We start from the raw sequence: 25100 nt of genomic DNA on the forward strand, positions 1-25100 counted from the left end.
GTGAAATACCATATTCCTTCAAGGTGCTTCTTTGATTAGTATTTTGAAAAGCGTATGATATTACCAAGATGACCGATATGTAGGAGATTGAAATGGCAGGTGTTTTAGACTCTGTAAACCAACGAACTCAGTTGGTTGGGCAAAACCGCCTAGAGTTGCTACTTTTTCGACTGAGAGGTCGTCAAAGATTTGGCATCAATGTATTTAAAGTTAGAGAAGTACTTCAATGCCCACCGCTCACTAGTATGCCGAAGTCTAACTCTTACATTCGTGGTGTTGCTCACATTCGTGGTCAAACTATTTCAGTTATCGACATGTCTTTGGCTGTGGGTGGTCCACCTATCGAGAATATTAAAGACTGTTTTATTATCATTGCTGAATACAACCGTTCTGTTCAGGGCTTTTTAGTAGGTGCAGTTGAAAGAATCGTTAACATGAACTGGGAGAAAATCATGCCGCCACCAGATGGTGCGGGTAGATACTCTTACTTAACAGCGGTTACAGAAATAGAAAACGAACTTGTTGAAATTTTAGACGTTGAAAAGATTTTAAACGAGATTTGTCCTGTGAATACAGAAGTAAGCGAAGACATCGTGTCTGATGGTGAAATGCAAAAAGATCTCGGTGAGCGAATAGTATTTATTGCCGATGACTCCGCAGTTGCTCGAAATCAAGTTAAACGAGCATTAGAGCCTCTGGGCGTGCAAACTGAGCTTGCCAAAAATGGTAAAGAAGCCTTGATTAGGCTAAAAGAAATTGCTGAAGTAGATTGTCAAAATGACATCACAGAGCGTGTTGGTTTGCTTATTTCAGATGTAGAAATGCCTGAAATGGATGGCTATACATTAACTGCTGAAATTAAGGCAGATCCTAAATTAGCTCCTTTACATGTAATTTTGCACACTTCTCTAAGTGGTGTATTTAATCAGGCCATGATTGAGAAAGTAGGCGCTGATGATTTTATTGCAAAGTTTAACCCTGATGAATTAGCAACAGCGGTTAAAAAATGGGTTCATTGTGATTAGATAACGGCGGTAGTATCTTGGAAAATAAAAACCTTCAACAAGGCGAATATGACCAGTTTAGAACTTTCTTAGAGCAGCAGTGCGGTATTGTTCTAGGAGACAATAAGCTTTACTTGGTTAAAAGCCGTTTAGCTCCGTTGATGGCTCGGTTTGGAGTTGATTCTTTATCTGCACTTGTTGCTAAGACTTTGAGTCCTCATGAACGACAACTTAGAGCAGCTGTTGTTGATGCAATGACAACAAATGAAACTCTCTGGTTTAGAGATACATATCCATTTGAGTTGTTGAAAAGTAAAATATACCCTGAATTGAAAGATACCCGAAGAGGGCTGAAAATTTGGTCAGCGGCAAGCTCTTCAGGGCAAGAGCCATACTCTATTGCAATGGCGACTTCTGAGTACCAATCTCAAAACCCTGGTGCAATGAAGATGGGGGTGCAAATTGTTGGCACAGACATATCAAATACGATGCTTGATATGTGTAAAAACGCTGAGTATGACTCTTTGGCTTTAGCAAGGGGTTTATCTGTTGAGCGTCGTCAGAAGTTTTTTCAAGACAGTGGCAACGGTATGGCTAGGGTCGTTGACCCAATTAAAAGAATGGTTAACTTTAGACACCTTAACTTACTAGATTCCTATTCGCTTATGGGTAAATTTGACGTTATTTTTTGTCGTAATGTATTAATTTACTTTTCTCCAGAGGTGAAAGCAAAGATAATCTCGCAGTTTGCGCAAGCGCTAAACCCAAGAGGGTATCTATTCTTAGGGGCGTCTGAATCCATGGCGGGTCTTAGTGATGAGTTCGAAATGATCCGATGTAACCCCGGCATTATATACCGCAAAAAAACGTAATATTTTTTAAGCGGCAAACCTATTTGCCGCTTTTTCACTTCTTCTTTTAAGTCCTAAAAAAACCATTTTCTTCGCTTTAACTAAAACAAGCCTTTGAAATTTAAAGACTTTATTTTGGCCTACTTATTGCTTTGTCTTTGTAGAGTCAAATTTTTGGAGTCGTGTCATGGCAATTAGTTTTGATAAAGCACTTGGCGTTCATCAACATACTATGTTGATACGTTCACAACGTGCAGAGATGTTAGCAAGCAATATAGCTAACGCAGACACACCAGGTTACAAAGCGAAAGATATCGACTTTGCACAGGCATTTAAAGCGGCAAAATCTTCTCAGCAACGTGGCAATATGATGCAAAGAACGGATAGCAAGCACCTACATGGTGGTAGTCAGCTTAATAACAGTGTTGAGTTATTTCGCAATCCAAATCAAGCAGATACAGGTGATGGTAACTCCGTAGATATACAGGTGGAACGAAACTTGTATGTACAAAACGCATTAGAGTATCAGGCAAGTTTGCAATTTTTAACTGGCAAGTTTAAAGGGCTAAAAAAAGCCCTTGGTAGTCAAGGAGCATAATCATGAGCTTATATAATGTATTTGATATAGCAGGCTCGGGCATGAGTGCTCAGAATATTCGACTGAATACCACTGCGAGTAATATTTCAAACGCCAACAGTATCAGTTCTAGCCAAGATAAAGTTTATCGAGCGCGACATCCTGTATTTGCAGCGGAACTGACTAAAGCGTCTGAAGCACATGATCCTAGTCAGCTTAATGCATCGGTAGGAGTAAAAGTGTTAGGCATAGTAGAGAGTGATAAGCCATTACAGGTTGAGTACAACCCAAATCACCCTAGTGCTGACAAAGACGGGTACATCTATAAACCAAATGTGAATGTAGTAGAAGAAATGGCAAACATGATCTCTGCTTCACGTTCGTACCAAACCAATGTCCAAGTAGCTGATGCAGCCAAGCAAATGCTCAGCAAAACTTTATTACTTGGTCAGCGCTAGTGGGAGTATAGCCGATGAGTAACGATATTAATGCCGCATCTTCATATATGGATTCGTTACGTTGGTCTGAGCAAAATAAAACAACGCAGAGCGATAAGAAAAACGACGCATTGACGCAAGAGGATTTCTTTTCGTTACTTACTCAGCAATTGTCTTATCAAGACCCGAGTAAACCTGCTGATAATGACCAAATGATTTCGCAGATGACGAATTTTACGATGGCTGAGGGTATCTCAGGCTTGAACGAAAAATTTGACATGTTGTCAGCGTCCATGACCTCGAATTCTGCATTACAAGCGTCTACTTTAGTCGGCAAAAAAGCCCTTTTAGAGTCTGATTCAATAGACTTTGGTGATGACCAATTAGCGAAAGGCTCGATTATTGCGCAAAGTCCCGTAGAAAAGTTAACAGTCAGTATTTATGACGATTCGGGACAGCTTGTTCGACAAATAGACATGGGTGCACAAGCCGCTGGAGCCATCCGGTTCGAGTGGGATGGTAAAAACGGTGATGGTGAAACCATGCCTGCAGGAAATTACGAAATAAAAGCCGAAGGTAGCTTGAATGGCGAATATACAAGCCTACCTATGGCGACATTTAAAAATATTGACAGTGTTAACGTAAATGGTGCGAATGGCATCATAGTAAACACAAGTGCTGGCGCAGTGAAATTGTCAGACGTCGCTGAAATAGCATAGATTTTAAGTACTTAAGTAAATTTAAGTGAAAGAGGTGAAAACATGAGTTTCAATATTGCATTAACAGGATTGGCTGCGGCACAAAAAGACTTAGATGTCACAGCAAATAACATTGCTAACGTTAACACGACGGGTTTCAAAGAGTCTCGTGCAGAATTTGCAGATGTATATGCATCGTCTGTATTTAGCTCTGGTAAAACTAAAAATGGCGACGGTGCTCAAACGACCATGGTTGCTCAGCAGTTCCACCAAGGCTCGCTTAAATTTACGCAAAATTCTTTAGATTTAGCAATCACGGGTGAAGGTTATTTTGCGATGAGTGAAGACATTGCTTCGCAAGACTATACCTATACGCGTGCAGGTGCGTTTAAGCTTAATAAAGATAACTTCGTAACAGATGCCGCAGGTAATTACCTACAAGGCTTTCCCGTTGACCCAGGCACAGGTAATACAACATCACTGAGCCTGAGTACTGCTTCTCCAATTCAAATTCCTGACGCATCTGGTTCGCCTCGTCACACGTCAAACATTTATAGTTCAATGAACTTAGACTCGAGAGCAAGCGCACCATCAACTACAACGTTTGATCCAGGTGACAGCACAAGTTATAACTCATCAACATCAACGACCATTTATGATTCGTTAGGTGAGCCACATGTTGTACAGTTCTTCTTTGTAAAACAAGACCCTGCTGTTGCAAATAACTCTTGGCAAGTGTATGCAACAATGGATGAAATCCCCATTGATATCAATGGTGGTGAAACATCTACAGGTGCACATACACCAATCGACACACTGCAATTTACAGCGGCAGGTTTACCAGATGTAACAGCCCCAGAGACAACATTCCCTGATATTAATATTGCATCGAGTGGATCCACAGGTCTGTCACTTCGACTAACAAATGGTGCCCAGTTCCCAAATGATATTACAGTGAACTGGAGTGATGAGGGTAACACCGCAAATAAGTTACCGACACAGTATGCAAGCCGATTTGAAGTTAAAGCGTTAGAGCAAGATGGTGCAACAGTAGGTCGATTAGCAGGTATTGATATTGGTACAGATGGTAAAGTGGTTGCATCATATTCAAATGGTGATACCTCTTTCCTTGGTCAAGTTGCCATGGTTCGTTTCTCAAACTCACAAGGTTTGTCTCAGGTTGGTGGTACAGCTTGGAAGAAGAGTTTAACCTCTGGTGAACCAATCGCAGGTGAACCAGGCTCAGGTACATTAGGTACAATTAACTCATCCGCTTTAGAGCAATCAAACGTTAACCTTACAAATGAGTTAGTAGATTTGATTAGTGCTCAACGTAACTTCCAGGCTAACTCTCGTGCCTTAGAAGTTAACTCGACACTACAACAGAACATTCTACAGATCCGATAATCACTTAACCCCTCTTTCATCAAGGCCGCAACAGCGGCCTTTCTTTTCTTTTTTAAATGTCAAAATTAGGTTGGCACTTTTATTGCTTTATTAGGTTTAAGATTAATTTTTAGGCCAATGTAATGGATAAAATGCTGTATATCGCAATGTCGGGCGCCAAACAAAGTTTGCGCGGTGTGGCATTAAAAGCGAATAACCTAGCCAATGCCAATACCACAGGCTTTAAAGCTGACTTTGCTCAAGCACGTTCAATGCAAGCGTTTGGGGAAGGTTTACCAACACGAGTGTTTGCAATGCAAGAGCGCCCAGGCACCAATATGACTATGGGGGCTGTTGTTGAAACAGGCAGAGACCTAGACATAGCGGTAGACCAGAAGTCTTGGATCAGTGTGCTAGATGCTTCTGGTGAAGAAGCGTACACCAAAGTTGGTACCTTAAATATCAAAACGGATGGGTCATTAGTAACAAGCCATGGCCGTCAAGTAATTGGCGAAGGTGGTCCAATAATTTTACCTGTACCGGTTGATAAGGTTGTGTTCAGTGACGACGGTTCTATCCAAGTCCGTCCTCAGGGCGCACCAGCGAATTTTTTAGAAGTGGTTGATAGGCTTAAAATTATCGAGGCTGACAATAGTAAACTGCAAAAAGGCAATGATGGCTTATTTCGTCCTAAAGAAGAGGCATTAGAAGATGGCTTTTGTGGTTTCTGCGATATATCCCCTACAGCTCGAGTAATGAGTGGCATGTTGGAGATGTCTAATGTCAACCCTGTGCATGAAATGACAGACATGATTAACCATCAACGTCAATTTGAAATGCAAATGAAGTTAATGAAAAAAGCAGAAGAGATGGATGAAAAGCATGTCACTCTTCTTCGTATAGTATGATGAGTGAGGTATAAGTTATGAACCCAGCATTATGGATCAGTAAAACAGGCCTAGATGCCCAGCAAACTGATATTTCGGTTATCTCGAATAACCTCGCCAACGCCAGTACCGTTGGTTACAAAAAGAGCCGCGCGATTTTTGAAGATCTGCTTTATCAAAATATCAATCAGCCGGGTGGCCGTTCTTCACAAGATACTGAACTGCCGTCAGGCTTGATGTTAGGTGCAGGTGCAAAAGTAGTTGCTAACCAAAAGAACTTTTCTCAAGGTAATATGCAAAGCACCGAAAATTCACTGGATTGGATGATTCAAGGTCCTGGCTTCTTCGAAATTCAAATGCCAGATGGCACTGTTGCTTACTCCCGTAATGGTCAATTTACTACAGATGAAAATGGCCGAATTGTTACTTCAGGCGCCGGTTTTCCTGTACAACCAGAAATGAATGTACCAGATGATGCGAAATCTATCAGTATTTCGCAAGATGGTGAAGTGTCAGTAACCATTGCAGGTCAAGCAGAAAATGTCGTTATTGGTCAGTTAGTGATTAGTGACTTTATTAATCCGTCAGGTTTAGAACCAATCGGGCAAAACCTGTACACAGAGACAGCAGTAAGTGGTGCGCCTGTTCAGGGTAACCCGAGTGTTGATGGATTAGGTTCTATTGTGCAAGGTGCGCTCGAAACATCAAACGTTAATGTAACCGAAGAGTTGGTGAACCTTATTGAAACTCAACGTGTTTATGAAATGAACTCAAAGGTTATCTCAAAAGTAGACGAGATGCTGAGCTACATTAACCAACAATTATAACTCTGGAGGCTACTATGCGTATTGTAGGTTTAATCATTTTAGGCTCGTTATTTTTAACTGGGTGTGTGTCTACACAAAACAAAAATGTCGTGAAAGACGATCCTTACTATGCGCCTATTTATCCAGAGCAACAAGCTGAGCAAATTGTAGCAACAGGTTCTCTTTTTAACCCAAATTTATCAAATGATTTATATGGTGATAAAAAGGCATTACGTGTTGGCGATATTTTGACAGTCGTACTTAGAGAGACAACGTCTGCAACAAAAGCCGCTAATACAACAACAGGAAAATCAACTGCAGCATCATTAGATCCAGTAGTAGGACTTGGTGGAGCAAACGTAAATATTGGCAGTCAAAGCCTCCAGTTTGGCATGAACTCCAGTAACTCTTTCTCAGGCGACAGCCAAGCAAACCAATCGAATAGTTTATTTGGTAATATCTCGGTGAATGTAATGCGAGTGCTACCGAATGGTAACTTAGTCGTACGTGGTGAAAAGTGGCTAACTTTAAACACGGGTGAAGAGTTTATGCGAATAGAGGGGATTATTCGTGCTGCGGATGTTAAATCAGATAATACGGTTGAGTCGAATCGTATTGCCAATGCGCGAATTCAATACTCAGGTAAAGGTGATGGTCAAGAAGCACAAAGTGCGGGTTGGTTAGCTAAGTTTTTCTTAAGTACCTTGATGCCATTTTAAGGAACCATGATGAAAATGTTTAAAGTAATGACAGTGGCTTTACTATTAGTAATAAGCCAAGCAGCGCAAGCTGAGCGAATTAAAGATGTCAGCATGGTTGAAGGTGTTCGCTCTAACCAATTGGTGGGCTATGGTTTAGTAGTTGGTTTACCAGGTACAGGTGAGCAATCTCGCTTCACAGAGCAAAGCTTTAAAGCCATGTTAAGTGGCTTCGGTATCACTTTGCCTGACAGCTTGAAGCCAAAAATTAAAAATGTGGCGGCAGTGGCCGTGCATGCTGAGTTACCACCATTTGTGAAGCCAGGCCAGAATATTGACATTACAGTGTCGTCAATAGGCAGCGCAGGCAGCCTGAGAGGGGGCACCTTACTGCAAACTTTCCTTAAAGGGGTCGACGGTAATGTGTATGCCATTGCACAAGGTAGTTTAATTGTGGGTGGTCTAGGCGCTGAAGGGCTAGACGGAAGTAGAGTTGTTATCAATACACCTACTGTTGGCCGAGTTCCAAATGGGGCGACAGTTGAGCGAGCGGTTGCAAGCCCTTTTACACAGGGTGACTTTATTACTTTTAACCTTAATCGTCCTGACTTTACAACAGCAAAACGTTTGGCTGACACCATTAATGACTTGGTCGGACCTAATAGTGCAAAGCCAATGGATGCTGCGTCTGTTCGTGTAATTGCGCCTCGTGACCCTTCACAGCGCGTTGCTTATTTATCGACACTTGAGAATTTAGAGTTCAAACCGGCAGATACTTCAGCCAAGATTATCGTCAATTCACGTACAGGCACGATTGTGATTGGTAAAAATGTTAAATTACAACCAGCTGCCATTACCCATGGTGGCTTAACAGTGACGATTTCTGAAGATCAAATGGTATCTCAGCCACAACCTTTAGCAAATGGCGAAACGGTTGTAACCCGCCAAAGTATCGTCGATGTTAATCAAGATGACTCAAGAGCATTTGTTTTTAATCCAGGTGTAAGCCTTGATGATTTGGTCAGAGCGATTAATGAAGTAGGTGCTGCGCCAGGGGATTTAATGGCGATCCTAGAAGCACTGAAAGAAGCCGGTGCTATTAATGGTCAATTAGTCGTCATTTAGTGTTTTATTTATAATCAGATACTTAGCCTCGCAATTGCGAGGCTTTTTTTTGGCTCGATTATTGCTTTGTTAGTGTATGACTAATTTAGTGTAATTGATGAGTATGAATACCAATCCGTTAGAAAAACAAAACTTCTTTGATTTAGGTGATCTAAATGCACTTAGACAAGATGCGTTGAAAAGCGGTGGCGATCAACAAGCATCGAATGAAGCACTAAAAAAAGCAGCTGAGCAGTTTGAATCTATTTTTACGCAAATGCTGATGAAAAGTATGCGTAAAGCCAATGAAGCAATGGAAGATAAAAACAGCCCATTTAATTCAAGTGGTGTGAAGTTCTTTCAGGAGATGCATGATCAACAGCTTTCTTTAGAGTTATCAAAAAAAGGTAGTCTTGGATTAGCCGATCTCATTGTTAAACAGCTTTCACCTAATGTTGAAGGTTATAAGCCGTCATCCGTTCTTCGTAATGATGCACAGTTACCTATGCAAAAACCCACACCTGAGCAACTTCCTGAATTTATTCGTCGTCAGCCTGAAATAGCGCCGGAGGTTGCTAAAGCAGTAAAAGCCGATGAACAACCTCGCTTTGATTCTCCGGAGTCATTTATCAGTGAGATGTGGGAACACGCTAAAACAGCAGCACAGAAAATTGGTTTGAACCCAGCGGTAATGATTGCGCAAGCAGCGCTCGAAACAGGCTGGGGTAAGCATGTTATTGCTAAGCAAGATGGCAGTAGCAGCCTTAACTTATTTAATATCAAAGCGGATAGATCTTGGCAGGGAGAGCATGCCAAAAAAATGACATTAGAGTTTGAGAAAGGCTTGCCTGTACAAAAACAAGCCAGCTTCAGAGCTTATGAATCAATAAAAGACAGTATTAATGATTATGTGAATTTTCTTCAAAGCAATCCGCGTTATAGCCAAGCATTGAATAATGCTGATAAGCCTGAAAAGTACTTAGATGAACTACAGCAAGCTGGCTATGCCACAGATCCGAATTACGCAGAAAAAATAAAAAATGTCTTACAGCGAGGAGAATTTAAACAAATGTTAACGTCGCTAGTACGTCAAGGAGTTAACTAAGATGTCTTTCAATTTAATGAATATTGGTAGTGCGGGGATCAGAGCGAACTCTGAATTACTTCAAACGACCAGTAAGAACATCTCTAACTTAAATACTAAGGGCTATATTCGTGAAAGAACCGAACATAGCACTATGGTGGGTAATCAAGTTGGCCGTGGCGAAACTGTTCGTTTAATTAATGAATTTGCTCAAAAGCAATTGAATCGTGATATTTCTAATAAAACCTATTACGAACAATTTGTAACAGAGTCTTCTCGCGTAGATACCTTGTTTGGGGAAGAGTCAAATAGTTTAAATAACAGCATTAACTCATTATTTAATAACCTGCAAGAAGCAATGAATTTGCCTTCCTCAACGGTGACACGTTCACTGTTTTTAACTGATGCTCAAAACTTAGTTGATCAGATGGACCGTCTTTCGGGGATTGTTTTTGATCAGAATAACATTGTGAATGAACAGCTGAGTATTATGGCGGATGAAGCCAATAACCTTATCCAAAAGATCAGTGATTTAAATGACAAAGTCGTCGCAGTTGAGCTGCAATCAGGAATTACTAGTGGAAATTCAGTGGTTAATGAGCGTGATGAAGCAATTAAAGATTTAGCTGAGCTGGTGGATATTGAAACCTTAGACGGGCCAAACGGTGAAAAGTTAGTTTTCCTGGGGTCTGGTCAATCACTGGTGATGGAAAATGGCACATTTAATACCTTCGACATGGATGGCGATCCAGATCCAAATATCAAAGAATTAAAGCTAGACTCTCCAGACGGTAAGGCCATTGAGTTAGATGTGAATATTAGTTCGCTTCGAGGAAAAATGGGTGGCCTTCTGGCCTTTAGAGATGAAATATTACATCCAGCCCAGAATCAACTAGGCCAAATAGGCTTAGCATTAGCTGATGCCTTTAATGAACAAAACAAAAAGGGTATGGACTTAGACGGTAATATTGGCGGTGACATTTTTTCGATTCCTACTGTAGGCGGCTATGCCTATGCCGATAACACGGGTACTGCTTCAGTTAATGCGACAGTTGAAGCTGGGAAAGGTTCTGAAATCCCAGCAACTGATTTTAGAGTAACTTTTACGAGCGCAACAACGGTCGAAATTGCTGCTGTAGACAGCAAAGGTAATGTGATAGGTACGCCATCAACTGCTAATGTAACAGCTGGGGTTATTGATTCAAGCACTATCACAAGTGGCGAGTCTTTTGGTTTAGAAATGGATGTGTCTGGTACCGCAAATACAGGAGATAGCTTCTTAATTAAATTGAACTCGAGCGCAGCTTCAACAATGGAACTTGCTACAGAAAGGCCTGAAAGTTTGGCATTGGCTTCACCTATAAGAACAACAACTGAAGCAAATAACACTAGCAATGCCACAATCTCAGTCGGTTCAGTAACTAACACAGGCACTGGCAGTAACTTTACAGCTTCGCCTCCAAGTTTGACTCAAGGTGATATCACTTTGACCAAAACAGGTAATGCCAATGAATACCAAATTCAAGATGGCAACGGTACAACTACATTTACGATTACACCGCCTGCTGAGAATATTTTAGCGCAAGCTGGCGCGCCTTATGACAGTTATGGTTTTGATTTTAACATCGATGGTACAGCGGCAACTGGTGATGTTTTTACCATTGAATTCAATACAGGCGGCTTTGACGATAACCGAAATGGGCTTGAGTTATCAATGCTTCCATCCGAAGAGCTCGTTCGACAGAATGTAGTAACGACAGCAACCGCAGATAACTTAAAAACTTTTAATGAAGCATACGCTGGGCTAGTGACAGAAATCGGTGTAATTGCAAACCAAGCGAAAACCAATGGCGCCGCTTTTGAGGCACTTGCTGAACAATCAGAAGCTTGGTTTGAGTCAATGTCGGGCGTTAATTTAGATGAAGAAGCTGCAAATTTATTACGTTTTCAACAAGCTTATTCTGCATCAGCGCAAATAATCACAACAGCTCGAACTGTGTTCGATACTTTATTAAGTGCAACGAGGTAATAAATTATGCGTTTATCTCATAATATGATTTTTAAAAATAACCTCAGTTCTATATTGAACAATCAGCAAGAGGTTAACAAAGCTCAAGAGCAAGTGACGACTCAAAAGCGCGTGTTAAGTGCTTCAGATGACCCCTCTGCTATGGCGCGTGCGTTACTATATGGCGACAAAATTCAGACTAATGAGCAGTACACCAAAAATTTGACGATGTTAAAAAGTCGGCTAGATACCCAAGAAGGGGTCTTAGAGAACATTAAGGACTCCTTAACACGTGCGCATGTGCTGACTGTTCAAGCGGGTAATGGTGCATTAACCAAACCAGATAGAGCGGCACTCTCTGAAGAATTAAGTGCAATAAAAACCGCAGTGCTTGATTTAATGAATGCCAAGAGTGAAGACGGTCGCTATATTTTTTCTGGATATCAGGATAATACAAAAACTTTCTCTTATGATAGTGCTAATGGTCGTTATGCATACAATGGTGACCAAGGGCAGCATAAAATAAAAGTGGCTGAGGGCGTCGAGATCAAATCGAGTGATAATGGCTTTGATGTCTTTGAAAGTGTAGAGCAAAGATTAAATGTTGTATCAAATACAGGAGTTGTCTCGGGTGGTGTCACCAGTGCCAGTTTATATGTAACTGAGCAAGGTACTTTTGATGAATTTCATAAAGACAATTTTAATGCAGATCCAACAGCGCCAGCTGGCAGTAATACATTTAGCCTCACATTGACGACAGGCACACCTAATACATACCAATTACAACAAGGGGCGACAGTTTTGGAGACTGGTAGTTATGACACTATGCCAGTTTTGATTAAAGGAATTGAGTTTGAATTCTCTGGGGGGAGTGGGCAGATAGACTTTGATTTAGAAGAGCCCAAAAAAGATAATGTGTTGAATACAATTGATGATTTAGTTTCCGCTTTAGAAAATGAATCGATAAGTGATAAGGATTACAGGCAAGTACTGGCGGATTCTATGCAAGGTATCGAAAGTGCAAAAAATCTTGTCTCTCAAACACAGTCTGGTCTAGGAGGTAGGTTAAATACTGCAACTAGGATAACAGAAGCAAATAATGATCTAGATACAAACAATAAGTTAGCAAAAGCAGAGCTAATTGAGTTGGACATGGCAGAGGCCATCACCGAGTTAACAAAACATGAGACAGCTTTACAGGCGTCCCAAGCAACTTTCGGCCGATTATCTAATTTATCGTTGCTAGATTATATTCGTTAATGACTATCATAAGAAAAAGGCTGCCATTTATTTGGCAGCCTTTTTTCGTTTAGGCTTTCAAAAAAGCAAAATAGAACAGTTTGAGTTTGATTAAAAACAAGAAAATGTAATATCGACTACAAAAATAACTTTATGTAGCCATAGTATAAATATGTATCTAATTTAATTTAAATCTTATTAAAAACATAGGGTTAAATATTTTTTAAAAAAAAATACTAAAGGAATTTTTTTGCCGCCCGATAACTTAAGTAACCAAGCCGGAGAGTACAATTTAAACCGAAGGCTTAAAGTTAATAGTTTGAGAGTAAACAACAAGTTTACATCGGGAGAATTATCATGGCACTTTATGTAAATACTAACGTAAGTTCATTGAACGCACAAAGACAATTAAATAACTCTGGTAACTCGCTAGATGTTTCATTCAAGCGTCTATCATCAGGTTTCAGAATTAACAGCGCAGCTGATGATGCTGCTGGTCTACAAATCTCTGACCGTTTAACTTCACAAATTAACGGTTTAAATCAAGGTAACCGAAATGCGAATGATGGTATTTCATTAGCGCAAACAGCTGAAGGTGCGATGGATGAAGTAACATCAATGTTCCAGCGTATTCGTACATTATCACAACAAGCAGCAAATGGTTCAAATACTGATGAAGACCGCTTGGCTATTCAAGAAGAAATTCGTTCATTATCTTCAGAAGTTAACCGAGTAGCAGCTGACACTACATTTGGTGGTCAAAATTTACTTGATGGTTCTTATTCAGCCAACTTCCAAGTAGGTGCTGACGCTGACCAAACAATTGGTTTCAGCATGCAAAATGTTGGTGGCACAGCTAATTCTTTATCAGCTAACGGTGGTTTCACACTTTCAGGTATCGCAGGTATCGCAAGTGGTGTAACAGGTGAGCAATTAAGTGCAACAGTAGGAAGTATTAGTGACACTGTAGGTGCATCAGCTGACAATGCAGACTTTGCTGGTGTGTTTACTGCAACAGGTATTTCAGTATCTTCACAGGCAAACGCTCAAGCGGTAATGGCTGGTATGGATAACTTAATTGCTGTTGTTGATAAAAAGCGTGCTGAATTAGGTGCTGTACAAAACCGTTTCCAATCAACGATTCGTAACCAATCGAATGTTGCTGAAAACCTATCGGCTGCGAAGTCTCGTATAAAAGATACTGACTTTGCTCAAGAAACTGCGAATCTAACTAAAATGCAGATTTTACAACAGGCTTCGCAAACAATTCTTAGTCAGGCTAACCAGCGTCCACAGGCTGCATTAAGTCTTCTAGGGTAGTAGTAAAGGAAAGGGTGTCTAGACCTGATGGGGTATTAGCCTAGACACCTAATTGGATAACAAAGCGGAGGAGCTTAAATCCAATATGTTCATAGTTCAATGAACACTAAAATTATTAGCATATACTATGCCAGGTTTTAGCTAATAAATTGACAACTCTCTCAAACTGATGAGGAGGGCTTTATTTAAGCCCTCCTTTTTTTGGCATTAATTTTGGCCTGCCTTTTGCAACAGTCTTGTTAGAACAATTAATCAGGACAAAAAAGGCAGTTTTTTGCCCCTTCGTTACTAACGAAAAAAGCTGCCAGTTTGTATCTAAGACAACATCAGAATCAAGTGGTTTTGATAGGTTAAGAGAGAGAATTAGCTATGGCTTTATTTGTAAATACCAATGTAAGTTCAATAAACGCTCAGCGTCAGTTGCAAAAATCAGGTGTTGAGCTAGACACTTCGTTCAAGCGCCTTTCTTCAGGTATGCGTATCAATAGTGCTGCGGATGATGCAGCAGGTCTGCAAATCACAGACCGTCTTCAGTCGCAAATACTGGGTCTTAATCAAGGTAACCGAAATGCAAATGATGGCATTTCGTTAGCTCAAACAGCCGAAGGGGCAATGGACGAAATTACCTCTATGTTTCAGCGTATTCGAACTTTGTCTCAGCAAGCTGCAAACGGCTCAAACACTGACGAGGATAGATTGGCTATTCAAGAAGAGATTCGTCAACTATCGGCAGAAGTAAATCGTGTTGCGACAGATACTACTTTTGGTGGACAGAACCTATTAGATGGAAGTTATGCTGCTAATTTCCAGGTCGGTGCTGATGCTGTTCAGACAATCGGATTTAGTATGCAAACCGTTGGTGTGAGTACGAATGGCAACAACTCACTTACAGCTAGTGGCGGTTTTACGATGTCAGGGGTTGCCAGTGTTGCAAGTGCTGTATCAGGAAATCAATTAAGTGATACTGTTGGTTCAATCAGCGATACAGTTGGTGCTTCTGCTGATAATACCGACTTTGCTGGCGTTTTTACTGCCTCAGGAATTTCGGTTTCTTCACAGGCAAATGCTCAAGCGGTTATGGCTGGTATGGACTCTTTAATTGCTGTTGTTGATAAAAAACGAGCAGAACTGGGTGCAGTTCAGAACCGTTTCCAATCTACCATTCGAAATCAAGCTAACATTGCAGAAAATTTATCAGCTGCAAAATCGCGAATTAAAGATGCTGATTTTGCCTTGGAGACAGCAAAGCTGACAAAAAATCAAATATTACAACAAGCTAGCCAAACAATCTTGGGTCAAGCCAATCAAAGACCGCAGGCTGCATTAAGTTTATTACAAGGTTAATAAAAAAATTACAAATTTAGCTAAAGCTTTCGCTTAAGTAGACGATAAGAGACTTAGAGAACTATCAATCTAGGACTCTAACTAGGTTTTCAGCAGGGTAGGGGTATCCCGCTGTTTACCTGTTCGTTAATGAAGCGGAGGCTATTATGGCTTTATATGTAAACACAAATGTGAGTTCTTTGAACGCACAAAGACAATTAAGTAATTCAGCAAACTCGCTGGATACTTCGTTCAAACGCTTATCATCTGGTGTACGCATTAATAGTGCGAAAGATGATGCAGCAGGCATGCAGATATCGAATCGATTAACTGGTCAGATAAACGGTCTTAATCAAGGTATTCGAAATGCAAATGACGGTATTTCACTAGCCCAAACAGCTGAAGGTGCGCTTGATGAAACAACACAAATGTTTCAACGTATCAGAACACTGGCTCAGCAAGCATCAAATGGTTCAAACACTGATGAAGATAGACTAGCGCTGCAAGAAGAGATTCGCTCGCTTTCAGAAGAAGTAAATCGAGTCGCTGAAGATACTACATTTGGTGGTCAAAACTTACTTGATGGATCTTATAATGCTAATTTCCAAGTCGGCGCAGATGCTGACCAAACAATTGCATTTAGTCTACAGAATGTAGGTGGTACAGCCAATACAATTTCTGCAAATGGTGGATTTACACTATCTGGTATTGCAGGCGTTGCCAGTGGTGTAACAGGTGAGCAGTTAAGTGCAACAGTAGGCTCGATTAGTGATACTGTAGGTGAAAGTGCGGACAGCTCTAACTTTGCGGGTGTGTTTACTGCAACAGGTATTTCAGTATCTTCACAGGCAAATGCTCAAGCAGTAATGGCAGGTATGGATAGTTTGATTGCAGTTGTTGATAAAAAGCGTGCTGAATTGGGTGCGGTACAAAACCGTTTCCAATCAACAATACGTAATCAGTCAAATGTTGCAGAAAACCTTTCAGCAGCTCAATCTCGAATTAGAGATACAGATTTTGCTCAGGAAACAGCTAACTTGACTAAAATGCAGATTCTTCAGCAAGCGAGTAGCTCGATCTTAAGTCAGGCAAACCAACGTCCTCAAGTAGCTTTGTCTCTACTTGGTTAAAAGTTGGATAAAATCGCCAAGCTTGTGATTTTTTCCGAGCTTGGCGTATACTTTGAATACTAAATTGAGGTGATGTATGAACGATATTCAAATTTCTCCCTCACAAAATCTCGAAGCAGAAGTCGCTAGAGTAAAAAGTAATCTTCCTGAGTCTGAAAAACTTGGTACTAGTAGTCAGGAAATAGATAAATCAAATTCTAAGCTTTCATTAAATAATGGAAATGAAAAGAGTAACTTTGAGTTTATTCAGGAAGTAAAAGAAAACTTAAAGAAAATAAATGACTTTATTCCCGTTTCGTCAACTGGGGTAAGCTTTGAATTCAATGAAACGGATAGTAATCCCATAATCAAAGTCATTGATAAAAGCAATGATGAAGTGATTCGAGAAATTCCATCTGAGGAGTTTCGTGAAATGGCTAAAGCTTTAGACGAGTTTGCCGAAAAAGTATCTAGTACAGGTGTGTTGTTTAATAAAACAGCATAAAAATAGTTGGAGGTAGTATATGCCATTAATAACGTCAGCAGGTGTAGGTTCAGGCCTTGATCTTGAAAGCATTATCAGTGCTTCAGTCGCAGCAGAGAACACACCAAAGATGCAATCTTTCGTAGCTAAAGAAGAGGCTCTACAAGTTGAGTTATCAGCAATCGGTGAAATTAAATCAGCTATCTCTAAACTAGAAGACACTGTAGAGAAACTTGCGGATCCAGAGAGTTTCGGCAAAAGAATCGCGAATATAACTCAGCCCGATGGTGGTGACATCATCAGTGTGACTCCAACTTCAGATATTTCAACTGGCTCTTTTGATATTGCGGTCAAACAATTGGCGCAGGGTAGCAGAGCGGTGACTGCTGACGGCGCTTTTGCTGATGCGGATGCAGTTGTAAGTGCTTCAGGCGGTACTCTCTCTTTCTCTGCTGGCACGGATAATTCGTTTGATCTTACTGTGACAGCTGGAATGACATTATCAGAATTGCGTGATGCAATTAATGCTTCTGATTCTAATTTCGGTGTTACAGCTAATATTGTTAACACAGGTGATTCAAGTGTTGGCTCAAAATTGGTGCTTACATCTAACGTTACGGGTAGCGGTAATGACTTAGTGATTACCAGTGATACAGCCGAGCTCGATGCGATAGAGACTTATGATGCAGATACTAATACAAGTGGCGGCATGACAATAGCAGCAGAAGATGTTGCTCAAGATGCAATTATTACTGTTGATGGTTTACAGGTAACTAATGACACCAATACTTTCAAAGATGCCGTGCAAGATATGACAATTAAAGCTCTTGCATTGAGTAGTGGTAATGATACTGATGGGTATGATACGGCCGAGCTTAACGTAGAGTATGACCGAGAGTCTGTCACTGCATTAGTTGACGAGCTTATCGCGAACTATAATAACTTAGTCGGAAATATAGGTTTCCAAACTAGAATCGGTAAACCGCTTAACGGCGACTCTTCAATGAGAACATTAAGTGATCAATTAATATCAACTTTATCTACCCAGTTAACAGATGCAGGGCCATTTGAATCGATTTTTGACATCGGATTAGGTGTTGATAAAGAGGGTTACTTAGAAAAATCGTCATTAGTACGAAGCATTAATGATGCAATGGATGAAAATTTTGATGATATTGGCACAGCCTTTGCTGGTGATAATGGTGTCGCAAAGCAACTCGAAAGCCTTTTAGGAAATTACATTGACTCGAGTGGCATTATTAAACAGCGTGAAACCAGCTTAAATGGTCAGCTTGATGACCTTGAAGACGATGTGATAAATCATGAGTATAGAATGGCTTCTTTGGAAGAACGATTAAGAAAACAATACTCTGGTTTGGACGTACTGATTGCTCAAATGCAACAAACTCAGTCATATCTGGGGGCTCAGTTATCTAATTTACCTGGTTTCACTAAAGCTAGTTCGTAAGGTTGAATTATGTACAATGCAAAAGTTAAAAATTATCAAAAAGAAGCACTGAAAACTAGAGTTGCAGGTGCTGATAGATATGAAATTATCCAGATGTTGATGGCTGGCGCTATTGATAAAATGGTTTTTGCGAAAGTTGCAATTGAAAAAAAACACTTTGAAGCAAAATCTGAGCATCTTTCTAAATCGTCTGCAATCCTTGAAGCTTTAAGAGGGTGTTTAGACTTTGAGGTTGGTGGAGAAGTAACAGAGAATCTTTATGCTCTATACTCATACATGATTGATCGATTGTTAGATGCAAACCTAAAAAATGACCCAGAGATTGTAAGTGAAGTTATGAATCTTTTAAAAGAGATTAAGTCAGCTTGGGATGCTATTCCTGTAAGTGTTCGCCAAGAAACTCTGAGTCAAAACCATGATAGTGTCAATGCAGGATAATCTAGCTAAGATAACTCACGATTTAACTCTTCTTGACAGCTTATGTAATAAAGGTGAATTAGAAGAGGCCACAGAGCTTTTTTTGAAAATAGACTCTGATATCAAAAAAATAGCCAACTCAGTTGATCCAGGTGTTGATGAGGAACTCAGGCTAGCGTTATTCGACGTTTATAATCAGTTTACGCTCACATTGCAGAAATTACATACCCTAAAAAAGGATGTTGGTAATAAGCTTCGTGAGTACATAAGCAGCAAGAAAAAGCTAAAAGCATATAACGATATTTAGGAAGTAGCTCATGGCTGATGGCTTATTCAAAGAGCAATTAGACAGTTTAGACAAAAAGCTGTCAGAGACAGTTAAACTTAAAGAATTAGAAAATCTATTTGCACAAGATGCAAATATTAGGTTTGAGAAAAACTTACAGTCTTTCGAAAAATATTACCCTGATATTGCTGAAGCTATAAAAAACTTTAAAACTGATAGTTTAGCTTTACATGTTTGTGAAGATGGTGACGCGAACATTATTGAAAAAAGCACTGGAGTAGCTTTATATAGTGACCATCCGAGAAAGCAGTCACACGAACAAGTTGAAAAGAACTATAGTTCTCCTACATTTTGCACGGTCAAATACGGGCAGTTGTTTACGCCCGATGAGGGTGATGAACGCATTCACTCAAGGTACATGTCGCTGCTAAATAAAAAGATCAGTGATACAAGAGAGTCTGATTCAGAGGGCTCTTTTGAGCTCAACTTTCTTCCGAATACTTTCCCTGCGTCAATGATTTTTGGAATTGGCCTCGGATATCATTTAGAAAAATTATTTGATGAAGTAACGTTTAACTATTCTTTTATTGTAGAGCCTAATTTCGAGCTGTTTTTTGCGAGCTTATTTTGTATTGAGTGGGACAAAATAATAGCGAAAGTAGATGAATCTAATGGGTGTTTATTCCTTTATTTGGGAACTACTTATAGTGAGTTTTTTGACGATCTTAACAAGACCATTGAAGATATCGGTGCTTACTCTATTGCCAAAACTTTCTGTTACCAACACTACCCAGACATTAATATTAATAAAACAATTGACGACTTTTTCAAAAACTATTTTAGATTATTAAACGGTTTTGGCTTTTATGATGATGCGGTGGTTAGCTTAGGCCATACCTTGTCACACATTTCCAAAAAATCTAACTTTTGGACCGGAGCTGAGGCTTTTGTAGAAAAGACAGACAGTTGCCCTGCGTTTGTAGTAGGTAACGGACCTTCTCTAGATGCCAGTATTGAATTTTTGAAAAGCAATCAAGACAAGGGAATAATTATTGCCGCTGGTACAGCGTTAAATTCACTTCTAAAGGTTGGAATTAAACCTGACTTTCATGTTCAAATTGAAAGACCTAGAAGAAACTATGATATTTTATTAGATACAACGGATAAAAATATTTTAAATGAGATCAATTTGTTGACCACTAATGTGCTGTATCCAGAAACAACTTCTTTGTATGGTTGGTCAGGCTTGGCATTAAAAGGAAATGAAGCTGGTACAGATTACTATGTTCTCTCGAGATTGTTTTATGGAATGCAGTTTCAAAATATAATCCCGTTTTCTAACCCTCTTGTCGCTAATACAGCTGCTTCTTTCGCTGCATCTTTGGGCTTCGATGAAGTTTATTTGTTTGGGGTAGATAATGGGGTGCCTGATAGTGGAGAACATCACTCTAAACACAGTATCTATGAATCTGGGAAGTATAAACTGATTGAAGGTTACAGACATCGAGTTAAAGGAAACCTAGGTGGAGAATTGAATTCAAATGATCTTTACCTTGTTTCAAAGTATCAATTAGAGTCTTTAGCTCGTGTCTCACCGGAAGTTAACTTTTATAATGTGGGAGAAGGTGCTGAGCTAAAGGGTTTTTACCCTTTAGAAGAAGATAAAGTATTAATTAGTCAAACACCTTTAAATAAAGAAAAAGTAATTAATAGAGTAAAGCAGTGTTTCTCAGATGAAATCCCTGATGATAAGGGACAAGTTGTGCTAGATATGCCAAGATTTGACGTTATCTCTGAGCATATTCTTTCTATTTCAGAAGAGCCTTTTAGCACCAGAGAAGAATGCTTAGATTTATTGAATAGGCAAGCTAGATATGTTTATTCATTAAAGAAAACTAGATTCAGTCACTTTTATTTTATTTTTAAAGGTTCGCTTTTGTACTATCATTGCCCACTTATAACTAGCTTGTATTATTATCAAGACTCTTCAAAAAGTTTAGAGTTAACTAATCAGCTTATATCTTTGTGGAACAGCTACTTGAAAGAAATAATTGCAGATTTCAAGAAAAACTATGATAGTAATTGCGATTGGAAATTTGTCTAAGCTTAAGAGCAGTTGCCTAGCTGGGCTTCTGCTCATTATTTAGCGTTTAATTCTTAGGAAATTTCAACAGAGTATTTTGCCAGAATGTTTTTGCCTTCGCCGTAAGAGCTAAATTCAATGATATCTTCCATTTCTAGCATTATGTCGAATGCATCCTCTAGTTCAGCTATCAGCCCCATGTGGCCAACAGAGTCCCAAGCTGGTATGTCTTGGTAGCTGAACTCGTCTTTGAGTTGCTCTTGAGTTATCTCAAATGCAGTAATAAAAGCTTCGTTATATTTTTCTAAGTTACTCATTTATTGTTCCTATTTAAAGACGAGCAGTTTATAACATTGTGAAAGAATATTCGTTGACTATCAATAGTATCTATAAAAGAATATGACGAGTTTTGACTTTTATTTATATACTTTATGAAGCCATATCACTACAAAGCTCTTGTTATAGAAAAAAGTACGCCGAGGGTGTTTTCGTATCACTTATCAGAGTTGCCAAATAGAGAGCTTTCTGAGTCTGAAGTATTAGTTCGTGTACATTATTCATCCTTAAATTATAAAGACATTTTATCATGTCAGGGGAACCCTGCAGTAACGCGAAGATTTCCGCATACGCCTGGCTTAGATGCCGGTGGGGTTGTAGAGCGGTCAAATTCCAGTAAGTTTAAGGCCGGTGATAAAGTTGCGGTATTCTGTACGCCAATGGGAATGAATCATTCAGGTGGACTGGCCGAATATATTACTGTGCCAGAGCAATGGCTAGTAAAGGTGCCTGATCAAATAAGCCTCATGCAAGTAATGGTATTTGGTACAGCAGGTTACACATCAACTTTAGCTGTAGAAGAAATTATAAAGCACACCCCTCCTGGAGGCTCTGTACTTGTTACAGGTGCGAGTGGAGGTGTTGGAAGTATCAGTGCAATTTTACTTAACAAACTGGGTTTCAAAGTAACAGCGAGTGTTTCAAGAGAACAAGGAGAAGCTTTTGTAAAAAGCTTTGGTATAAAAGATGTTATTAAAACGAATTCTTTATTAGGGAAGGGGAGTCATAACTTACTTCCTCAAAAATGGGATGCTATTGTCGATGTCGCTGGTGGAGAAGTACTTTCTGCTCTGTTAAAACAAGTTAAAGAAGAAGGACTTGTCATAGCAACTGGATTAGCAGCTGGAACTCATTTCTCTAGTACGGTTTTACCTTTTATTCTCAGAGGTATTACCCTGAAAGGTATTAATGCAGAAGGTTCCTCTACAGAAAAGAAATCGGATTTTCTGCATAAACTAGCTTCTGAATGGAATTGCGATGAGTTAAGCACTGTGTATCGGCTGGTACAATTTAAAGACGTTTGTGAAGCGATCAGAGCGTATGAATCACATCAGATCTTTGGCAGAGTCGTAGTTAATATGGAAGGGAATTATTATGAATAAAAAAAATAAAGCAGATTTATCCGAGCTTTTGGATATCCAAGATCCGTTCTTAATGATTGACGCTTATGAGCTCATTGAAGCAGGTCAAAGTGCAATTGGAGTAAAGCACCTAGATGCGCAAGATTGGTTTTTTCAATGCCATTTACCTAAATCTGGAGTGATGCCTGGCACAATGCAGATAGAAGGCATGCTGCAAACCTTAGTCCTGCTTATATATGACTCATTTCCTCATGGTGAAAATCGCGCATTAGTAAATGAAATTAAGGTTAAGTTGTTATCGACAATAACCGTCAAAAGCTCTACTGAAATAAAATATGAAGCAAGAATAATCTCAATGAGAAGAGGGATATGTAAAGGTGAAGTAAAGGGGTTCCGTGAAGGGGAATTAATTTGCTCTGGAGAGTTTACTTATGTCTCACCACATTTAATGGCAACACCAAAACTCACTTAGTTTCAATTAAGAAGCACTACAATTTAAATTTTCAGCAGTGCTTTGATTTATATCTAATTTGATTTTTCTTTTAACTCTTTTTGGTACAGTTCATCAGCTGTTTTGCCAGTAATAACTTGATGCAGCTTTTTAGTTGGCCCAAAGTAATCAACATAGCAGCTGCCACCTAGTTTTAGGTCTTCAAACATGAGTAAATGAATAGGGTAGTGGTTTATACAATGAATTAAGAGTGGGCGCCTTAGAGTTGAAACCAAATGGGTTCTTAATAGTCCTCTCTCTCTAAAAGCCCGATCTCCTTGAATCGTCAAAGAAGAAAAATCGCATTTTTCTAAATCTCGAACATAAAAATGCGCTTCAATATCTTTGGGAGTCGTACCCTTTAAATCAAGAGTGCCTTTAAATGTTTTCTCATAACGGTATTGAACATTTGCACAGTGCTCAGCATGGTGGACACTCGTTAATGATTTTACATAGTGATGCCCCACACAAATTAACTCGGTTTTACTTTTTACCACCCACTCGAAAATAGAGTTAGGACCAGTACTACGCGAAATATATTTATTAGTTAATTCAGGTTCGGCTTTTCCGAATACTAAAAAGGAGTAAAAGGGCTGTTTGATCCGATGTTTATGGAAATGCTCAAGTAAAAGGCCACCAAATACACCGGTTTGCACCTCACTTGAGCTTGGTGAAAATTTACCAGTCTGCGGGAATGAAAAATAAAAGCTTGATACTAATAAGGTTTCATTAGCATGCAATTTGTTTACTAGTGAGTCTATAAGGTACTTAGCAGCTTTTTGTGCTTCAGTATGCTTTACGCCTGTGCTGGCGATTAACATCCGAAAATCAACAGAAAGCCAATAAACTGAGCTTGATGACTCGATAAATGAGGCTTGAAGCGTTGTTATGATTTGATCTAGTGAGTTCTTTACAAGCTCATGGTTATGTTGAAATTGCATAACAAACTCTACCTTTGAAATAGGAAGCTTTTTATTTTTTGTGAAATCGATTCCGCATCTAAGCCTTGATCTTTTAGCATATAGTCATACGCTCCGGTTTTAATAAATGCATCAGGTAGAGCAATAGTAAGGTGCTTAACCCCAGAGCCTAATGGCGATAAGAACTCCGAGACTGCACTGCCTAAGCCTCCAATTTTAGAGTGCTCTTCAATAGTTACAATAGGCTGCCCCTGTTCAACTAGGTACTGAAGCTTTTCTGTATCCAAAGGTTTAATAGTATGCATATTGATCACACTTGCAGATATGCCTTGTTCAGATAATAACTCTGCTGCTTTAATCGATTGATAAACCATAGAGCCATTGGCAATTAGCGTAACATCTTTCCCTTCATTAAGAGTAATTGATTTACCAATTTCAAACTCATAATCATCACTGTATACAATCGGACAATTAGCAGAACCAGTAAGGCGTATATACATTGGCCCTTTATAATTTGCAGCAGCTTTAACTAGTTTAACTACTTCCGCACAATCTGCAGGTGATACAACGGTTATATTTGGAATGGAACGCATAACAGCAACGTCTTCAATACCAAAATGAGAGTTACCAAGGAATCCCATTCCAATTCCGCTACCAATAGCGACGGCTTTTACATTTAATTCCATATAACCTAAGTTCATGCGAATTTGCTCACTGGCTCTCATGGCAATAAATGGAGAAAATGAAGATGCGAAGACGTTAAACCCTTCTTTTGCTAAACCCGCAGCAACCCCAACCATATTTTGTTCAGCAATACCTGCATTTATAAACTTTTCTGGATGTGCTGTTCGAAAACGTTCCAGGCCAGATGAGCTTGCCAAATCGGCCGACATGACCATCAGATCATCATGTTCTGGTGCGATTGCCAGAATTGCTTGTCCATATACGCCGCGTGGACCGAGTCTTGCCCACTGACGGGCAGTTTTTGAAGTTATTTCCATTT

General features: G+C 39.6%; 26 protein-coding genes. 23 read left to right on the forward strand and 3 right to left on the reverse strand.

What is annotated here, in order from left to right:
• Positions 1 to 92: 92 nt before the first annotated feature.
• The 21 genes from PP2015_RS04580 to PP2015_RS04680 all read left to right on the forward strand — a co-directional run bounded on the left by PP2015_RS04580 (position 93) and on the right by PP2015_RS04680 (position 21290).
• Positions 93 to 1025 carry a chemotaxis protein CheV gene (locus PP2015_RS04580; RefSeq protein WP_058029150.1) on the forward strand — a complete coding sequence of 311 codons (933 nt, stop codon included), beginning with the start codon at positions 93 to 95 and terminating at the stop codon, positions 1023 to 1025.
• A gap of 17 nt (positions 1026 to 1042) precedes the next feature.
• A complete protein-coding gene (locus PP2015_RS04585) occupies positions 1043 to 1876 on the forward strand; it encodes a CheR family methyltransferase (protein WP_058029151.1) in 834 nt (277 codons plus the stop codon).
• 166 nt (positions 1877 to 2042) lie between these two features.
• A complete protein-coding gene (flgB, locus tag PP2015_RS04590) occupies positions 2043 to 2453 on the forward strand; it encodes a flagellar basal body rod protein FlgB (RefSeq protein ID WP_058029152.1) in 411 nt (136 codons plus the stop codon).
• Between the two features lie 2 nt (positions 2454 to 2455).
• Positions 2456 to 2890, forward strand: coding sequence for a flagellar basal body rod protein FlgC (gene flgC / locus PP2015_RS04595; RefSeq protein ID WP_058029153.1), 435 nt, complete (start codon positions 2456 to 2458; stop codon positions 2888 to 2890).
• A 14-nt stretch (positions 2891 to 2904) separates the two neighbouring features.
• Positions 2905 to 3588, forward strand: coding sequence for a flagellar hook assembly protein FlgD (locus tag PP2015_RS04600; RefSeq protein WP_058029154.1), 684 nt, complete (start codon positions 2905 to 2907; stop codon positions 3586 to 3588).
• 42 nt (positions 3589 to 3630) lie between these two features.
• Positions 3631 to 4974, forward strand: a complete 1344-nt coding sequence (flgE, locus tag PP2015_RS04605; RefSeq protein WP_058029155.1) for a flagellar hook protein FlgE — start codon at positions 3631 to 3633, stop codon at positions 4972 to 4974.
• A gap of 122 nt (positions 4975 to 5096) precedes the next feature.
• The gene (locus PP2015_RS04610; protein WP_058029156.1) at positions 5097 to 5861 is read left to right on the forward strand and encodes a flagellar basal body rod protein FlgF; all 765 of its coding nucleotides are present in this window, start codon (positions 5097 to 5099) and stop codon (positions 5859 to 5861) included.
• A 17-nt stretch (positions 5862 to 5878) separates the two neighbouring features.
• Positions 5879 to 6667, forward strand: coding sequence for a flagellar basal-body rod protein FlgG (gene flgG / locus PP2015_RS04615; RefSeq protein WP_058029157.1), 789 nt, complete (start codon positions 5879 to 5881; stop codon positions 6665 to 6667).
• 14 nt (positions 6668 to 6681) lie between these two features.
• On the forward strand, positions 6682 to 7365 hold the full coding sequence (flgH, locus tag PP2015_RS04620; protein WP_058029158.1) for a flagellar basal body L-ring protein FlgH: 684 nt from the start codon (positions 6682 to 6684) through the stop codon (positions 7363 to 7365).
• Between the two features lie 9 nt (positions 7366 to 7374).
• A complete protein-coding gene (locus tag PP2015_RS04625) occupies positions 7375 to 8469 on the forward strand; it encodes a flagellar basal body P-ring protein FlgI (RefSeq protein ID WP_058029159.1) in 1095 nt (364 codons plus the stop codon).
• A 103-nt stretch (positions 8470 to 8572) separates the two neighbouring features.
• Positions 8573 to 9553 carry a flagellar assembly peptidoglycan hydrolase FlgJ gene (gene flgJ, locus PP2015_RS04630; RefSeq protein ID WP_058031540.1) on the forward strand — a complete coding sequence of 327 codons (981 nt, stop codon included), beginning with the start codon at positions 8573 to 8575 and terminating at the stop codon, positions 9551 to 9553.
• Between the two features lies 1 nt (position 9554).
• On the forward strand, positions 9555 to 11561 hold the full coding sequence (gene flgK, locus PP2015_RS04635) for a flagellar hook-associated protein FlgK (protein ID WP_058029160.1): 2007 nt from the start codon (positions 9555 to 9557) through the stop codon (positions 11559 to 11561).
• Positions 11562 to 11567: 6 nt separating this feature from the next.
• The gene (gene flgL / locus PP2015_RS04640; RefSeq protein WP_058029161.1) at positions 11568 to 12800 is read left to right on the forward strand and encodes a flagellar hook-associated protein FlgL; all 1233 of its coding nucleotides are present in this window, start codon (positions 11568 to 11570) and stop codon (positions 12798 to 12800) included.
• Positions 12801 to 13136: 336 nt separating this feature from the next.
• Entirely contained in the window at positions 13137 to 14099 is a 963-nt protein-coding gene (locus tag PP2015_RS04645; protein ID WP_058029162.1) for a flagellin N-terminal helical domain-containing protein, read from the forward strand.
• Between the two features lie 369 nt (positions 14100 to 14468).
• Positions 14469 to 15443, forward strand: coding sequence for a flagellin N-terminal helical domain-containing protein (locus PP2015_RS04650; RefSeq protein WP_058029163.1), 975 nt, complete (start codon positions 14469 to 14471; stop codon positions 15441 to 15443).
• Between the two features lie 146 nt (positions 15444 to 15589).
• Positions 15590 to 16552 carry a flagellin N-terminal helical domain-containing protein gene (locus tag PP2015_RS04655; protein ID WP_058029164.1) on the forward strand — a complete coding sequence of 321 codons (963 nt, stop codon included), beginning with the start codon at positions 15590 to 15592 and terminating at the stop codon, positions 16550 to 16552.
• 76 nt (positions 16553 to 16628) lie between these two features.
• Positions 16629 to 17036, forward strand: a complete 408-nt coding sequence (locus PP2015_RS04660) for a flagellar protein FlaG (protein WP_058029165.1) — start codon at positions 16629 to 16631, stop codon at positions 17034 to 17036.
• 19 nt (positions 17037 to 17055) lie between these two features.
• Positions 17056 to 18483 carry a flagellar filament capping protein FliD gene (gene fliD, locus PP2015_RS04665; RefSeq protein WP_058029166.1) on the forward strand — a complete coding sequence of 476 codons (1428 nt, stop codon included), beginning with the start codon at positions 17056 to 17058 and terminating at the stop codon, positions 18481 to 18483.
• 9 nt (positions 18484 to 18492) lie between these two features.
• Positions 18493 to 18921 (forward strand): flagellar export chaperone FliS, encoded by a 429-nt coding sequence (gene fliS, locus PP2015_RS04670; protein WP_058029167.1) that lies wholly within the window; start codon positions 18493 to 18495, stop codon positions 18919 to 18921.
• Positions 18911 to 19207: a pentatricopeptide repeat-containing protein gene (locus tag PP2015_RS04675; RefSeq protein WP_058029168.1), complete on the forward strand. Its 297-nt coding sequence runs from the start codon at positions 18911 to 18913 to the stop codon at positions 19205 to 19207. Before fliS ends, PP2015_RS04675 begins: the two co-directional genes overlap by 11 nt.
• Before the next feature lie 10 nt (positions 19208 to 19217).
• Positions 19218 to 21290, forward strand: a complete 2073-nt coding sequence (locus PP2015_RS04680) for a motility associated factor glycosyltransferase family protein (RefSeq protein ID WP_058029169.1) — start codon at positions 19218 to 19220, stop codon at positions 21288 to 21290.
• A 53-nt stretch (positions 21291 to 21343) separates the two neighbouring features.
• Here PP2015_RS04680 and PP2015_RS04685 read toward each other — a convergent pair whose 3' ends face one another.
• Positions 21344 to 21586: an acyl carrier protein gene (locus PP2015_RS04685; protein ID WP_058029170.1), complete on the reverse strand. Its 243-nt coding sequence runs from the start codon at positions 21584 to 21586 to the stop codon at positions 21344 to 21346.
• A gap of 114 nt (positions 21587 to 21700) precedes the next feature.
• Between PP2015_RS04685 and PP2015_RS04690 the strand changes: the two genes are divergently transcribed.
• Together PP2015_RS04690 and PP2015_RS04695 are read left to right on the forward strand one after the other, a co-directional pair.
• Positions 21701 to 22708 carry a YhdH/YhfP family quinone oxidoreductase gene (locus tag PP2015_RS04690; protein WP_058029171.1) on the forward strand — a complete coding sequence of 336 codons (1008 nt, stop codon included), beginning with the start codon at positions 21701 to 21703 and terminating at the stop codon, positions 22706 to 22708.
• Positions 22701 to 23159, forward strand: a complete 459-nt coding sequence (locus PP2015_RS04695; RefSeq protein ID WP_058029172.1) for a 3-hydroxyacyl-ACP dehydratase FabZ family protein — start codon at positions 22701 to 22703, stop codon at positions 23157 to 23159. The genes PP2015_RS04690 and PP2015_RS04695 overlap by 8 nt, the downstream gene beginning before the upstream one ends.
• A 53-nt stretch (positions 23160 to 23212) precedes the next feature.
• Here PP2015_RS04695 and PP2015_RS04700 read toward each other — a convergent pair whose 3' ends face one another.
• Positions 23213 to 24118 carry an AAC(3) family N-acetyltransferase gene (locus PP2015_RS04700; RefSeq protein ID WP_058029173.1) on the reverse strand — a complete coding sequence of 302 codons (906 nt, stop codon included), beginning with the start codon at positions 24116 to 24118 and terminating at the stop codon, positions 23213 to 23215.
• A gap of 8 nt (positions 24119 to 24126) precedes the next feature.
• Entirely contained in the window at positions 24127 to 25098 is a 972-nt protein-coding gene (locus PP2015_RS04705) for a transketolase family protein (RefSeq protein WP_058029174.1), read from the reverse strand.
• Positions 25099 to 25100 lie beyond the last annotated feature (2 nt).

This window comes from Pseudoalteromonas phenolica, from assembly GCF_001444405.1.
Lineage (GTDB): Bacteria > Pseudomonadota > Gammaproteobacteria > Enterobacterales > Alteromonadaceae > Pseudoalteromonas > Pseudoalteromonas phenolica.

Coding starts and splice junctions, on each gene's coding strand:
- flgK (WP_058029160.1), top strand. CDS start 9,555: ATGTCTTTCAATTTAATGAATATTGGTAGTGCGGGGATCAGAGCGAAC.
- PP2015_RS04680 (WP_058029169.1), top strand. CDS start 19,218: ATGGCTGATGGCTTATTCAAAGAGCAATTAGACAGTTTAGACAAAAAG.
- PP2015_RS04685 (WP_058029170.1), bottom strand. CDS start 21,586: ATGAGTAACTTAGAAAAATATAACGAAGCTTTTATTACTGCATTTGAG.
- PP2015_RS04705 (WP_058029174.1), bottom strand. CDS start 25,098: ATGGAAATAACTTCAAAAACTGCCCGTCAGTGGGCAAGACTCGGTCCA.
- fliD (WP_058029166.1), top strand. CDS start 17,056: ATGCCATTAATAACGTCAGCAGGTGTAGGTTCAGGCCTTGATCTTGAA.
- PP2015_RS04690 (WP_058029171.1), top strand. CDS start 21,701: ATGAAGCCATATCACTACAAAGCTCTTGTTATAGAAAAAAGTACGCCG.
- fliS (WP_058029167.1), top strand. CDS start 18,493: ATGTACAATGCAAAAGTTAAAAATTATCAAAAAGAAGCACTGAAAACT.
- PP2015_RS04675 (WP_058029168.1), top strand. CDS start 18,911: ATGCAGGATAATCTAGCTAAGATAACTCACGATTTAACTCTTCTTGAC.
- flgJ (WP_058031540.1), top strand. CDS start 8,573: ATGAATACCAATCCGTTAGAAAAACAAAACTTCTTTGATTTAGGTGAT.
- PP2015_RS04645 (WP_058029162.1), top strand. CDS start 13,137: ATGGCACTTTATGTAAATACTAACGTAAGTTCATTGAACGCACAAAGA.
- PP2015_RS04625 (WP_058029159.1), top strand. CDS start 7,375: ATGAAAATGTTTAAAGTAATGACAGTGGCTTTACTATTAGTAATAAGC.
- PP2015_RS04610 (WP_058029156.1), top strand. CDS start 5,097: ATGGATAAAATGCTGTATATCGCAATGTCGGGCGCCAAACAAAGTTTG.
- PP2015_RS04700 (WP_058029173.1), bottom strand. CDS start 24,118: ATGCAATTTCAACATAACCATGAGCTTGTAAAGAACTCACTAGATCAA.
- flgC (WP_058029153.1), top strand. CDS start 2,456: ATGAGCTTATATAATGTATTTGATATAGCAGGCTCGGGCATGAGTGCT.
- PP2015_RS04600 (WP_058029154.1), top strand. CDS start 2,905: ATGAGTAACGATATTAATGCCGCATCTTCATATATGGATTCGTTACGT.
- PP2015_RS04655 (WP_058029164.1), top strand. CDS start 15,590: ATGGCTTTATATGTAAACACAAATGTGAGTTCTTTGAACGCACAAAGA.
- flgE (WP_058029155.1), top strand. CDS start 3,631: ATGAGTTTCAATATTGCATTAACAGGATTGGCTGCGGCACAAAAAGAC.
- flgB (WP_058029152.1), top strand. CDS start 2,043: ATGGCAATTAGTTTTGATAAAGCACTTGGCGTTCATCAACATACTATG.
- flgH (WP_058029158.1), top strand. CDS start 6,682: ATGCGTATTGTAGGTTTAATCATTTTAGGCTCGTTATTTTTAACTGGG.
- PP2015_RS04660 (WP_058029165.1), top strand. CDS start 16,629: ATGAACGATATTCAAATTTCTCCCTCACAAAATCTCGAAGCAGAAGTC.
- flgG (WP_058029157.1), top strand. CDS start 5,879: ATGAACCCAGCATTATGGATCAGTAAAACAGGCCTAGATGCCCAGCAA.
- PP2015_RS04580 (WP_058029150.1), top strand. CDS start 93: ATGGCAGGTGTTTTAGACTCTGTAAACCAACGAACTCAGTTGGTTGGG.
- flgL (WP_058029161.1), top strand. CDS start 11,568: ATGCGTTTATCTCATAATATGATTTTTAAAAATAACCTCAGTTCTATA.
- PP2015_RS04695 (WP_058029172.1), top strand. CDS start 22,701: ATGAATAAAAAAAATAAAGCAGATTTATCCGAGCTTTTGGATATCCAA.
- PP2015_RS04650 (WP_058029163.1), top strand. CDS start 14,469: ATGGCTTTATTTGTAAATACCAATGTAAGTTCAATAAACGCTCAGCGT.